Below are 13383 nucleotides of genomic sequence, written 5' to 3'. Positions count from 1 at the left end.
GACGGCCTCTTTATGGTTTAAAGTGTGTCTAGTGGGCTTTTAACATTTTGAATGGAAAAAAATCGTCCTCGCATTAAAATTTAGTTTGTAAAAAGTAAATAATAGTTTACCTTTGAGTTCTGAAACCAAAGCGAAACTGAATGAAATGTTCTCAACTTTATCGAATATTGACCAAAGATGGCTGGTATGCGGTATCGCAAAAAGGTTCGCACGTAAAAATGCGACACGAAACAAAAAAGGGAACAATTATCTTTCCAAATCACGGAAGTTCAGAAATGGGTAAAGGTTTGGAAAAGAAAATCCTTAAAGACGCTGGAATTAAAAGATAGGATTATGGCAAAAATGAAAAAAATAAAACTGACGGTCGAGAAAACAAGTACTGGATTTTCTGCATTTTCTGCGGATTATCCAATATTTACGACTGGACTATCAATTCCCGAGCTGATTAATAATGCTTACGAGGCGACCGAATTACATTTTGAGGACGAGAAAGTAAAAGTTAAACCGAGTGACATCGGATTTGAAATTGACTTTAAGCAGTTCTTCAAATTTTATAAAGTTTTAAACGCAAAATTCCTTGCCGATAAAATTGGAATGAACGCAACTTTATTATCTCAATATGTTTCGGGAACGAAAAAACCGTCAGTGAAACAGACCGAGAAAATTTTGAGCGGAATCCACCAAATCGGACAGGAATTAAGTGGATTAAATCTGTTGCAAACGGCATAGCAGAACGTAGATGCATTTGCCACAGTCGAGTAGGTAAAGGGGAGTTTCACCCCTAAACCTCTCACAGAACCGTACGTGAACCTCTCGGTTCATACGGCTCTTTTAAATCCAAGTCAGCACGGACGAAAACCCTCGTATTTCCAATGCTCAAACATATTGGGATAGCTTTTGGCTATACCTTTAAGATGTTTGAGCGCGTAATACCAATGTCTTCGCTTGAACCGTTTGTATTTGTTGCGTACCCATTTCACGAGCCGTTGGTTCAGCACCTTGAACAACCTGCGCATTTCGGACTTTCGGAACACGCCGTAATAGTTGAGCCATCCTCGTATTTTGAGCCGTAGCAATGCGGCTATCTTGCTCAATGGAAAATGCACCCATCGGTGTATCTTCATCCTGAACAAATCTGCCGTTATCCTGCTGATGCTCTTTTGGCTGGTGGCAGGGGTAAAACCCATTCGAATTTTACCCCCTTTCATTTCCATTCTCGGCTTGAATGTGTAGCCCAAGAAATCGAATTTCTGATAATAAACTTTAAAAGGTGGTTGGCGTTTTTGGTTTCTTCGGCAATAGACTATCTTGGTCCTTTCACGGTTCAGTTCCAATTTACAGGCTCTGAACCGCTCCTTTATTGCCTCCAACAACCGCAACGCTGAAACCTTCTACTTCCGAAAAGGCGCGTTCAGCAATGGTTTTACTTTTTTTTAAACATAATAATAGATTTAAAATTTAGCTATAAGTTAATAAATCTATTGCTTTTATAAAAAAAATCCATCTGAACTATTCAGAAGGGCTTCCGACCTTTTGGGAGGATTCGTTCAACACCGTGTCCTATGAAATTGCTTGGTTCTAGCCTACTTACGAAAATCCTCGCGGATTTTCTATTTGGTTTGTATTTGCTAAATTAGGTGCTTAAACACGCAACAAACCATATACAAACACATTGTGGTTAATTTGACCAAACCAATTAACATTTTTATTAACTTTAAACCAAACGGTATGAAAAAACAAAAACTTAAAAATTATTTAAGAATCGGAATTCTGATTTTCGGTATTTCGCTCTTCTTTCAATCCTGTAGCAAAGATGAAATCATCGATTTACAGGAATTTAAGAACAATAATCTCATCGTAGAAACGGTTTCTCTTAATGAAATTGAGAGCAACCCACTTTTTAGTTCAATTATTTCAACAAAGTCCTCAAAAATTGACATTTATAAATCCAAAACTTCATCAACATCAAAAAGCACTAACGATTATAGTATATTAACAGATGATATCTCTAAAGCTTCCTATAAAGAATATGAAGCCTATACTTTTAGGATTAAAAACCCAACCCAACCATTATTTACCTTTGATAATTACGTCATCCAAAAAAATCATGACGGAACAATAGAGGAATTCATCTTAAGGTACGAATATGACCAGTTGGAGTTTGTTAAAAACAACTCTAAAAAATTTCTATCCGTTTCAAAGTTTGACACAGATTATAATTTTATTTCGTCCAGTAATGATACTTCTGCTATTTCGGGAAAATCATCTTCCAAAGGAGGCTTATCTGCAAAATCCAGTGGTGGTTGTACTGTAACTTTTGTAGTATACCATCGTATTCCAGATGGTAGGGAATTCGTATATGGAGAAGGTTCTGTTTGCCAACATCCTGGTGAATGCGATGTTATTATTGAGTACACAATTACTTGTACTGGCGGTGGTGGTGGTTCTGGAACTGGTGGTGATACAGGCGGTTCTGATGGTTCTGGTGGAGGAACGGACACTGGCGGAGGATATGTTGGTGATGTCCCAGATAATGGGGGAACACCATCTCCAATTACAACCATGCCTCCTCCAGCTGGGCAAGAAGAAGATTTTAATGTTATTGATGTACTTACCGAAATTATTGAAGCGCCCTTGTCCAGAATTCCATCTGAAGGTGAGATCGCACAAAAAAATAGTGCTTTGATTGGTTATCTCATGGAGACCAACCAACCTGTATTTCAAGATTTAAGCACTTTATTGGCCATAAACCTTTATGACAGTACACTTAATGTTACAGATAGAGCTAATTTATGGGCAAAGAGTAGGGCTATTTATGATATTGTAAAGAACAACAACCCTACTATTCATTCTACATTTAATATGTTCTTTTCCAGTTTAGATTTACAGGAACAGGAAAGCTACACGAAAAACACTATGGAAACCGCTTTGTTTTCAAGTGTAAAATCCATTGTTGGTGAGTTTTGGCCTCAAAATGCCGAGGAATGGGGGGCGCTCTTTAAACTTATGGGACCTCTTTTGTTGGAAATTGGCATTGAGTTCCTTCCGGGTGGCGGTGTTTTCAATGCTGGTAAAGATACTTTAGCTGGTTTAAGTAGCGGAGATTATACGACCGCCGTAATTGGTGTGGTCGGCATTATTATGGAATTCGTGCCTTGGGCTAAACTTGCCAAAATAGTTTCCAAGATTTACGATGTCGGCAAGAGTGCCTTTAAGATTTTTAAACTTGCCTACAACTTTTTGGGAAGTATTGCCACAGCCATAGAGAATGGAATAAAAACTGTTTTAGATAGTAACGGTATCTTGAAATTACTTGATAATTCTGGTAACCAAGTGGGGAGAATTGCAAATAATGTTATGGAGGTTTCCAAACATGGTATTAAAGCTATGGATGGCTCTGTTCTGTTTAGAAAAGCGGATGATGTGAATGCTGAATTCATACAAGCTGGGTTAAATGCTCCATATAAATTAGGAAAGCCTGTAACAGAATTTGTTACGTCAGAAACCGAACAATTTGTCAGAGTATTTACAGAGGGGTCGACCCTTCCAGATGGTAGATGGATGGTAAAAGCAAGTGATATTCAAGGAATGACACCTACTCAAATCCAAGACTTTCTATCTTTACCTAACACTCCTAATAAAATTGTTGATGTAAATATTCCATCTGGTACAAAAATGAGAACAGGCGAAGCAGGAGATGTTACTCAATTTGGGACAAACGGAGGTGTTACCCAATTTGAAATACCTTATCCAGATACTTTTGACCCATCTTGGTTTAGTAATATTCAAAATTTATAATTATGAAAATTTCAAGTGATAAGAAATCAGTTATTTTAAATAAAAAAAGTTTAGAATTTCAAAACGAAACTATTTACAAAGTATATGACTTTAATGATTTACATATTGTTATTTTAAATGCATCACGACCATTAAAAAAAATCAATTATAACAATGTTATTGCTTTTAATGCTAATGGAATTTTGATTTGGGAAGTCGAATCAGATGAGAAATACGATTTAGAAAACCCTTATGAAGGAGCTTTATTTAATGGTTTTTATTTAATTTTATTTAAAGCGAAAGGGCAAAGGGTTGCTGTAAATTACACTAATGGAAAAATCATTAAAAATATTGATTTAAATATAGGAAACAGACCATGGTAAATAAAGTCGAGTAGGTAAAGGGGAATTTCACCCCTAAACCTCTCACAGAACCGTACGTGAACCTCTCGATTCATACGGCTCTTGTTATACAGTCGATAAAGCCTAAATTGTATTTAGACCAGTTTGTATCCCAGTCCCCAATGATTGAACAGATTTGGATATGACTTTGTAATAAACCTAAGCCATTTTACTGCTTTGATTTTGCTTCCTTTAAAGCTTTTGTACTTGTTCAATATCTATCTGATCATACAATTATGCAGGTAATAGAACACTGGACTTACTATATTTGACTGGACAGTAAGAAGAGAGATTCTAGGTTAATAACTTAACTTTGAATTATGACCAGAAGCCACAGAAATTACACAATAGAATTTAAGCAGAAAGCTATAGGATTAAGCTATTCCCGGGGCAATGTTTCACAAGCATGTAAAGAATTAGATATACCTACTTCAGTTTTACATCGTTGGCGACGAGAGTCAAAAACCAGTTTTCCAGGACATGGTAAGCCAAAACAGACCGATGAACAGCGAGAGATTGCAACATTGAAGAGACAGTTAAAAGATATGGAGTTAGAACGCGATATCTTAAAAAAGGCGATCAGCATCTTTTAGTTCATAGTTTTTTATTTTCAATTAAGGTATTCATGAATGCTTCGCATTTCCGAGAGCGACAGGAAAAATTTACGTTCATAAAACAGCATAAATTGAAATTTCCAGTTGAAAAGATGTGACGTGTATTAGCAGCGAGTAAAAGTGGTTATTATAATTGGTTAAAACAAGGCCCTTCAAAGCGATGGGTTTACAATCAAAAGTCGACAGCACTTATATCGACTATTTTTGATGATAGTTTTGATAGTTATGGAGCTCCAAGAATTCAAGTAGAATTAGAACAAACCTATGGCGAGTATGTTTCAAGACCTAGAGTAGCTAGAATCATGCGGGCTAACTATTTATATGCAAGAAGGACACGTAAATTTAGAGTCACAACAAATTCTAACCATAAACACCCTATAGCTCCAAATATTTTGAATCAGAATTTTAGAGCTTCTAGAATAAATCAAGTATGGGTATCAGATATGACCTATGTACAAACAGGCCAAGGCTGGATGTATTTAACGGTCATTATTGATCTATTCAACAGAAAAGTGGTAGGCTGGTCTATGAGTGATGATTTAACCACGGAGAATACCATTGTCAGAGCTTGGAATATGGCTATTAAAAATAATCATATAACAGAAGAACTTATTTTTCATTCTGACAGAGGTTCACAGTATGCAAGTTATGCTTTTACTAAAATGATTAAGAATTATGATGGAATGATAAGACAGTCTATGAGTAGAAAAGGTAATTGTTGGGATAATGCTGTAGCTGAACCTTTCTTTTGTATATCCGTAAATATCCCTAATTTGAATAAAATTCCATATATTTAATTGATATCAAGACAGTTGAATATGGATATATTTTCTTTTGGAGTACACTTTACAGATGAGCATAGTTGCAGAATGCATTTTAAAGAACAACGTGACCAACAGGGTGTTGTTTGTCATCGGTGCCGAGGCACAAATCACCATTGGCTCAAAAATAAGTGGAGTTACCAATGTAAATCTTGCAATGCAAGAATATCTTTGCGTAGCGGCACTATAATGGAGAGTTCCAAACTGTCCTTTATGGTTTGGTACAGGACAATATTTTTATTGGGCACAACTAAAAAAGGTTTTTCCAGTAAGGAAATTCAGCGCCAATTGGGGTTGAAGCGCTATGAACCAGTCTGGGCTATGGTTCATAAGCTTCGCAAGGCAATGGGGCAGCGAGACGACCGTTATACTCTTGAGGGAATGATAGAGGCTGACGAAGGATATTTTACAATAGAGGCATCTGCCCATAAACATCGGACACAGAAAGCAGGGCGTGGCAGTGGGACCAAATCCAATGTGATGATAATGGCAGAGAGTACTGTTTTAGAAGGTATAAATACAGGAAAAGTAGGGCGTCAAGCTAGATACTTCAAAGCGAAGGTTCTTACGGGCCATAAAATGGAGGGAACGATCAAACACTACAGAAAGCAATAGATAATGATGATTCTATAGTTTTTACCGATAAGAGCACATCATATGTGAACATCGCCGACTATGTAGATATACATATCAGCGAAAAGCCAAACGAACGAACAACAAAAGAGACCTTGAAATGGGTGCATATTGCTATAAGCAATGCAAAAAGGAACTTCGTGGGAACATATCACAAGATTAAAGCCAAATATTTACAGCTTTGTTTAAATGAGTTCATTTATAAGCTCAATAGAAGATATTTTGGTGAAAAGGTTTTCGATAGACTTGTTATAGTTAGCATTACAGCTAATGGACATTAAACGGATATGCAAAATCTTTCTTTATCTTTAAAAGTAGAATGGATATATAAACATAAATACCAATATAGATCTCAAGCTGAATTATCAATCTTTAGTTGGATAGAAACTTGGTATAATAAAAACAGAAGACATTCTGCTTTAGGAATGAAATCCATTAACGAATTTGAATTAGAATTGTATAATAATAATTTAGCCGCATAGTCTCTTAACTAATTGTCCACTTTTTTGTTGCAAGTCAAATTTCGAAGTAGCTTAAAGTATTGAACGCTTCAAAAGAGCTAACAAGCAGTACATATTTAAACCTTTCCATAAACTGGAACGATAAAATTTCCGTTTAAAAAACATTTTGGTTCAATCTCACTTTGCAATATGATTCCTTTACAAGAAGATTCAAGTAATAGTTGAGCTGATTGTATTAAAGGTACAGCTGTTGTTGTTTGAATGGCTCTTAATTTATGCTTGCCTACTTTTTGAGGAAAAATTTGCTTTGAGACTTCTCGTCTTTGCAATTTTCCATTGGCATCTTTACCTTGTACTGCTGCATATAATACAATTTGGTCATCTTCAATATGTGGAATTTGTTTTTCCATAATTAACTGTAAGGTTTCAATAGGTTTATCAATAGTGTCTATATTATTAATTTGTTCTTGTATCCAAGCATAATGTCCTGGATACCTCAAAGTCTTATAATCAAGCGAATTTACCTTTCCTATTAATGCATCAGGTAAGTCTGCCGCACCTCCCGAAGTGAGGTCTTCTTCATAGGTAGTTCCATCAATTATTATAGGTACACGTTCTGATAAGGAAGGACGCCTTGTTTTTTTAAAATTTCTAATCACTTCGGCTTCTTTTATATATTCTGTAGCGACACCTACAGGACTCCAAGTGAATCCATAATAATGAGGTGCAACAGCATTTTTTGTAAGCGCTCCTACCTTAAAAACTAAATTATCTACTTTACTAACTTGAAAATCAGTGCAAAATTCTTTAAAAAGATGATTAGCCAACACATCAATATAACCTGGAGCGAGACCTGTTTGCAGGATAAAACCTGTTGTTGCATCTTTTGCTAATTCTATGATTTCTTGAGTCTCTGCAACATATTCAGTCAGGTTTGCATAATGCATATTATAATCATTGGCATAGCGTGCTATTTTTGGTGCTTGGGTTCCTGGTAAGCAGTCAAGGATTATATCTGCTTGATTAAATATATCTTTCATTTCTCTAGTAAGACCTTTCTCAGAAAGGTGGAATGATTTTATGGAGCAAGATTTGGTACTGCCATCTTCAATCCATTTTACTAGGCTTTGCGCTTTAGAAAGTGTTCTATTGCCAATAAAAATAGTTGGAGATACTTTACTCCATTCGGCAAGTATGAGTCCTACGGCCTGAGCAATACCACCTGCTCCTGCAATTATAATAGTATGATACTTATTCATAGCTTAACGTTTTTTAAAACAAAATCAATTTACAAATAAAAATGCCCATATCAATTCCGCATTATTATTTTCAAAATATGTGATAAAAATAGTTTTGATAATTATAAATTACTATGATAATCATCAGTTCAATTTATGCCTCTTGGACACTATTTAATCTAAATAATTCTCCGATGGCTCTGCCTCGGGGTTTCCGATTCACCTCTCTTTTGGAGAGGCCGGAACTGCCTTTTTGCAGTTCCGGGTGAGGTAAAATATAAAATTTCGGTTTTTGGCCTAAAGGCCAAAATGAAACCGGCGAAATACCCCTATGGCTCTGCCTCAAGGATAGTCGGTTTCAAGAATTTTTTTATTTGCCTACTTTTTTAAACTAGACCGTTAGGCACGACATAATAAAATTCAATTAACACTTTTAAAACAAATCTAATTAATGTAGATTACCGGTCCTCTAATAGTGTAAAATATGGAATACAATAAAATGCTAAATTATATTAAAGATGTTTTAGAAAATATGCCAGCTGGCTGGTTGAGTCTAACAACTCATCGACTGGATATTTATGATGAAAATTTGGCCAAAATTCAATTTTCAGAACAGTTTGAAACCTTATTTAATGACAATAATTCTGAAGCATCGGCACTAAGTGAATTACCGACTGCTTATGACTATATAAGATTAGGTCACCCATTATCTTGTATTCTAGAATGGGTAATTGCTAACTTGCATCATCTAAAACCAGAAAGTGTAATCAGCTTTTCATCAAAAACAATCCCCATTTTAGCCATTCTGAGAAAGAATTTATTGATTAATAAAAAAACCCAAATTGTTTATACAGATCAATTACCTGATTTTTTTGATACTGAAGTAATCAAACGTGTTTATGGTTATAACTTTGAATTAAAGCATGTTAAGAATTTAGAAAATATTTCTGTGTTTGACGGAAGTACCATTTTCATTTCAGAACAAGATGAAATCAGCACTCTTGATCTCACCCCAATCCCGATAGCTCTCGGGATTGACTTTTTTGTTAATCTTCATGGGCATCTTGGAAGTGTTTTATTAGTAAATGGTGAGCAAAATGAAAGTTATATTTCAGAAATTCAGCATGTCCGAAGAAGAGAGACCATAGCCATGACGCCAGCCAATTGTCTTGCTGCATTAGAGACACTCATTGAGAAGTCTTCTTTTCATAGTAAGAAAAGCAATGTCGAGAGAAACAAAAAACATGTCTTAGAATCTATTGCAACCATTACCGGCACAAATACAAAGGCACTAGTGGGTTCAAGTGGACTATCTATCCAATATGCAATTATGATGGGGCTAGTTCACGATGCGTTAGAAAATCATGAAGGGAAAGCTATAAAATTTGTTGTTCCTCCAAATTGTTATGGTGGCACAAATGACCAAGCAAGACGTGTGGCTACTTGCATAGATAATGTTGAAGTGGTGGATTTACCAGTGGATGGCGACAATGACATGGTGCAAAGTATTGATATCGTTTTAAACAAAATTGCAAAAGAAGATGCTATTCCATACATAATTGCTGAAATACCCACCAATCCTAGAGTTGAAGTTCCAGATCTTATAAAATTAAGAGATGTTTTAAGTAAAGGACGTAAAACTAGTAAAGGTGAAATTGCTGTCGATCCCATTTTTATTTTAGATCAAACATTTTGTCCCAATGTGCACTTTTTAGGTGAAGGCGACATACTGTCAAAGGTTAGGGCAATTTCCTATGCTAGTGGATCTAAATTCCCAAGTGGCGGGCAATGCACTGCCGGCTATTGTGTAGGAAATAAAAAAACGGATGATTTGATGGAAAAAATAGAGATGCATCTAAGACTTTGCGATAACGAGGCTACAGATCTTCAAATGGAAATATTAGCTAAGCAATTGCCTTCCATGAATCAAAGAATTAAGGATGCTTATAAGAATACACGTGAATTTGTAAACTTTATCCACGATACTTTACCAGATGCGAAAATTAATTTTGTTTCGTCAGCATTGGCAGAACAAGGCTTTACTCCGTCTGTGTTTTCATTAGATCTTCCCACTAAAGGCAATACGGATGAAGAAAAAGAAGCCTATAAAAGAGCATTAAATCATAAATTAATCAATTTAATGATTACAAAAATCCCCAATGAAAGCAAGTATTGTGTGAGCTATGGGCAGTTAAATGGGTGTTATTGGACGATTCCTGCAACATCTACTCAAGGGACGACTAAAGAAGGCGACAAAGATTATATTGCCCGTGTAGCACTTTCTCCCAATATGGATCTTGAACGTCACAAAAAAGTCTTTTTGGATTTTGTTGGACAAATTTGAAAATTTGTAAGGTGGTAAGAGCCTTCCAACATAATCCTTTTAATGAGTGATTTTTTTAGAATGATTAAGGATTATTTCAAGCAAAAAAACCTAGGAGGTTCATATTAAAAACAATGCCAAAAACATTCATAATAAATTAATTTTTTGGTTAAAAGAAACATACAGACGGGCTTATATAATAGATAGTAAATTTAAAAAGAGGTGTAATTAATATGTTATATGTAATTAGCGGAGCATCAAGGTCCGGAAAGACAATAATTGCAAAAAAATTATCGATCCAAAAGGGAATACCATATGTATCTCTTGATTGGATTATGATGGGATTTACAAACGGTATTCCAGAGTATGGAATACATGATAAATTATTTCCAGATGACATAGCTCAAAGATTATGGAGTTTCTTGAAAGCCATGTTTGAAAGTATGTTATCTGTTGAAACGGATTGTATTATTGAAGGAGAAGCCATACTCCCTGAATTAATAATAGAATTATTTAAAAAATATCCAGACAAACTAACTATATGTTTTATGGGCTATACAGATGTTAGTATTGATAAAAAGGTTAAAGAAATAAAGGATTTTAGCAATGAAAAAAATGATTGGCTAGAAGATAAATCTGATGCATATGTAATAGATCATGTTAAAAATATGATAGCTCATAGTAGACAAATAGAAAAATCCTGCAAAGAAAATAGGATAAGATATTTTGACACATCTAAAAACTTCATAAAATCTATTGAGGATGCTATAAAATATTTATCTGTGTAAATGTAAAATTGAAAACAAATTTTAACATCATAGCAGACATGTTGTCAAATAAGAATCTTGCTATATTCTGCGCCTACTCTTTATAATTTAAATGTGTATTACCTAGAGTCTTATGTTCACCTTTTTTTACCCCTACAAGTTATCCAATTGATTGCTTTTTTTATCATCACTAATGGTCCAAAAGAAACCGACAAAGAAAAATTGATCTGTGGCAGGCGTTAGTGCCCGCCTATTAAATTGACCGTTTTCATTTGGTATATCGGCATATTGATAGCCGTTAATGTTTTTAAAACCTAGAACATTGTTTACAGAGGCATACAAGATTTTTTGCGGACTAATTAAATATGCCCAATTGATACTTAAGCTATTAAAGGATTTTGTTTTGTCATTCAAAAAACCAGGGCTATTTGGATTCGTATATGTTCTCCCTGAAGCAAATGCATAGCTAAAACCAACTTGACTGCGCCAGTCATTGATCCAATATTTTCCAACAACTGACAAATTATGAGTATTTGCAAAATTTGGTTGTGCTTTTGAAGGGTAGTTTTTATAATCGCGCTCTGTATCCAATAAGGAATAGCTCACCCAATAATCTAAATTTTTAATGGTTTTACTATCACGCCAGAAAAAATCAATGCCCTTGGCTGAACCGTACCCGTTGTTATTAAAGGCACTATCAAATAGCGGGAATTCTGTGTCATACTTTACTAAATCGTCATATTTCTTATAGTAGGCCTCTGCTCTAAAAATTTTTCTATCTGCATTATACTGATAGTTAATGATATAATGTGTCGTATTTTGAGACTTTAAATTTTGATTAAACTTCAAAACGTTGCTGGATGGATTTTGATAAAAGTTTCCATAGGCCAGCGAGATTTGAGTTTTTTCAGATGTTTTATATGCCAACGACAGACGCGGAGCCAAATTAAACGCCTTAAATAGCTCACTGTATGTACCACGGATTCCAGCTTTAAAGGCCAATTTTTTCGATATAAAAACATCAGCTTCAGCAAAAACAGCGGCTATATTATTGTCAAAACCGTAACGTGCATCATTAACGGTAGTATCTGAATAGTCTTCTTCAAAATCGGTTAAAAAGTATTCACCTCCAAAATAAAGCTTTAAGCGATTACTAATTCTGTTCTTAAATTTCAATTTAGCGTGTAATGAGTTTTGGATATCATTAATTGAGCTATCCATAAAATTTAATTTATTATTTGCAAGCGTATAGCTCATGCCTCCAAACACAGACCACATATCATTTAAAGTCCCTTGATACGAGCTATTAAAGTATAAATTTTTATTATTCAGTTTAATACGTACACCATCGGCATAATTAATATCTTCTTGTATGACTTCGAAATTGGTGGCATCAAACGCACCATACAATTTAAATAAACCCAAATTTGTTTTTTTCCGAAACACCGTTTCTCCTGAAAACGTTTCAAATGGAGACACCCAGTCGTTCCTGTTAGGAAATAGAGCATTATAAGGCGCCAAATTAATATAAGATGCATTAACACTCAAAGAACTGCTTTCCCATTTTTGAGTATTTCCAAGCGTAGCTCCGACCGACATGATACCAATATCGGTTTTTTCTTGATCGGGTTCATCGATCGTATTTAGCAACAAGACACTGGATAAGGCTTGCCCGAATTCCGCCGAATAGCCGCCTGTGGAAAAAGTAATTCCATCAAATAGAAATGGCGAATAACGTCCGCGTGTAGGGGCATTATTGGTTGTAGGCGTATAAGGCGTGAACACTCGAATACCGTCGATAAATATTTGAGTCTCTTCGGCATCTCCACCTCGCACAAACAGACGCCCATCTTCGGCTACCGTTGTAGTACCTGGCAAGGTCTGTAAGGCGCCAACAAAGTCACCCAAGGCACTAGCCGTAGTTACGACGTCTAAGGGCTTTAAAACATTTACTTTGCTGTTATCGCCTGCTTGAAATGTTCCAGCAGACAGCACAACAGCATCTAGTGTATTCACATCATCGCGCAACTTGATGGATAAGTTTTCCATGTACGATACATCGCCCATCATAGTAAACGTTTCATAAGAGAGGTAAGAAGCCATTAAGGTTTGACTTCCTGTTTCGTTAGTTTTAAATGAAAACCTACCTTTTTCATTTGTTGTTCCGCCATCATATGTTCCTTCTAAATATATATTTGCGCCTTCTATGGGTGTGTTCTTCGAATTGACAACGGTGCCGTTGACGGTTGTTTGCGCCGTTATTTGGAGGGTTAAACATGTGATAAAAATGATTGGTAGCTTTTGCATGATTTAAGTTATGGTATCGTTCGTTTTTAATTTGATATCGT

The 13383-nt window shown here is 35.4% G+C and carries 9 protein-coding genes and 3 pseudogenes; 9 read left to right on the top strand and 3 right to left on the bottom strand.

The window, feature by feature from the left end:
• Window positions 1–140: 140 nt before the first annotated feature.
• A complete protein-coding gene (locus FAF07_RS13280; RefSeq protein WP_142785558.1) occupies window positions 141–329 on the top strand; it encodes a type II toxin-antitoxin system HicA family toxin in 189 nt (62 codons plus the stop codon).
• A 4-nt stretch (window positions 330–333) separates the two neighbouring features.
• Window positions 334–729 carry an XRE family transcriptional regulator gene (locus FAF07_RS13275; RefSeq protein ID WP_142785557.1) on the top strand — a complete coding sequence of 132 codons (396 nt, stop codon included), beginning with the start codon at window positions 334–336 and terminating at the stop codon, window positions 727–729.
• Between the two features lie 113 nt (window positions 730–842).
• Here the strand turns inward: FAF07_RS13275 and FAF07_RS19110 are convergent, their stop codons facing one another.
• Window positions 843–1124 (bottom strand): group II intron maturase-specific domain-containing protein, encoded by a 282-nt coding sequence (locus FAF07_RS19110; RefSeq protein WP_394344977.1) that lies wholly within the window; start codon window positions 1122–1124, stop codon window positions 843–845.
• A gap of 604 nt (window positions 1125–1728) precedes the next feature.
• Between FAF07_RS19110 and FAF07_RS13265 the strand changes: the two genes are divergently transcribed.
• The 5 genes and pseudogenes from FAF07_RS13265 to FAF07_RS13235 all read left to right on the top strand — a co-directional run.
• Window positions 1729–3798: a hypothetical protein gene (locus FAF07_RS13265; RefSeq protein WP_142785555.1), complete on the top strand. Its 2070-nt coding sequence runs from the start codon at window positions 1729–1731 to the stop codon at window positions 3796–3798.
• Between the two features lie 2 nt (window positions 3799–3800).
• Complete coding sequence (locus FAF07_RS13260) at window positions 3801–4160, top strand: hypothetical protein (RefSeq protein ID WP_142785554.1); 360 nt, start codon at window positions 3801–3803, stop codon at window positions 4158–4160.
• Between the two features lie 338 nt (window positions 4161–4498).
• Window positions 4499–5541: pseudogene (locus FAF07_RS18890) on the top strand (IS3 family transposase); the annotation flags it as partial.
• Window positions 5542–5610: 69 nt separating this feature from the next.
• Window positions 5611–6527, top strand: a pseudogene (locus FAF07_RS13240) (IS1595 family transposase).
• Window positions 6527–6728 (top strand): annotated as a pseudogene (locus FAF07_RS13235) (integrase core domain-containing protein); the annotation flags it as partial. The pseudogenes FAF07_RS13240 and FAF07_RS13235, both read left to right, overlap by 1 nt.
• A 95-nt stretch (window positions 6729–6823) precedes the next feature.
• Here the strand turns inward: FAF07_RS13235 and FAF07_RS13230 are convergent.
• The gene (locus tag FAF07_RS13230) at window positions 6824–7966 is read right to left on the bottom strand and encodes a saccharopine dehydrogenase family protein (RefSeq protein ID WP_142785550.1); all 1143 of its coding nucleotides are present in this window, start codon (window positions 7964–7966) and stop codon (window positions 6824–6826) included.
• Between the two features lie 463 nt (window positions 7967–8429).
• On the opposite strand from FAF07_RS13230, the gene FAF07_RS13225 reads away from it, so the two are divergent.
• Together FAF07_RS13225 and FAF07_RS13220 are read left to right on the top strand one after the other, a co-directional pair.
• Window positions 8430–10289: a PLP-dependent aminotransferase family protein gene (locus tag FAF07_RS13225; protein WP_142785549.1), complete on the top strand. Its 1860-nt coding sequence runs from the start codon at window positions 8430–8432 to the stop codon at window positions 10287–10289.
• Window positions 10290–10501: 212 nt separating this feature from the next.
• On the top strand, window positions 10502–11056 hold the full coding sequence (locus tag FAF07_RS13220) for a hypothetical protein (protein ID WP_142785548.1): 555 nt from the start codon (window positions 10502–10504) through the stop codon (window positions 11054–11056).
• 132 nt (window positions 11057–11188) lie between these two features.
• Here FAF07_RS13220 and FAF07_RS13215 read toward each other — a convergent pair whose 3' ends face one another.
• On the bottom strand, window positions 11189–13342 hold the full coding sequence (locus FAF07_RS13215; RefSeq protein WP_142785547.1) for a TonB-dependent receptor: 2154 nt from the start codon (window positions 13340–13342) through the stop codon (window positions 11189–11191).
• Window positions 13343–13383: the final 41 nt, after the last annotated feature.

The organism is Changchengzhania lutea (assembly GCF_006974145.1).
Lineage (GTDB): Bacteria > Bacteroidota > Bacteroidia > Flavobacteriales > Flavobacteriaceae > Changchengzhania > Changchengzhania lutea.
Note: the sequence above shows the minus strand (reverse complement) of the source record. Positions and strands in the feature narration are given on the sequence as shown.

Excerpts from the sequence above, each read along its gene's own strand:
- FAF07_RS13280 (WP_142785558.1), top strand. The coding sequence starts at position 141 with ATGAAATGTTCTCAACTTTATCGAATATTGACCAAAGATGGCTGGTAT.
- FAF07_RS13275 (WP_142785557.1), top strand. The coding sequence starts at position 334 with ATGGCAAAAATGAAAAAAATAAAACTGACGGTCGAGAAAACAAGTACT.
- FAF07_RS19110 (WP_394344977.1), bottom strand. The coding sequence starts at position 1,124 with ATGAAGATACACCGATGGGTGCATTTTCCATTGAGCAAGATAGCCGCA.
- FAF07_RS13265 (WP_142785555.1), top strand. The coding sequence starts at position 1,729 with ATGAAAAAACAAAAACTTAAAAATTATTTAAGAATCGGAATTCTGATT.
- FAF07_RS13260 (WP_142785554.1), top strand. The coding sequence starts at position 3,801 with ATGAAAATTTCAAGTGATAAGAAATCAGTTATTTTAAATAAAAAAAGT.
- FAF07_RS13230 (WP_142785550.1), bottom strand. The coding sequence starts at position 7,966 with ATGAATAAGTATCATACTATTATAATTGCAGGAGCAGGTGGTATTGCT.
- FAF07_RS13225 (WP_142785549.1), top strand. The coding sequence starts at position 8,430 with ATGGAATACAATAAAATGCTAAATTATATTAAAGATGTTTTAGAAAAT.
- FAF07_RS13220 (WP_142785548.1), top strand. The coding sequence starts at position 10,502 with ATGTTATATGTAATTAGCGGAGCATCAAGGTCCGGAAAGACAATAATT.
- FAF07_RS13215 (WP_142785547.1), bottom strand. The coding sequence starts at position 13,342 with ATGCAAAAGCTACCAATCATTTTTATCACATGTTTAACCCTCCAAATA.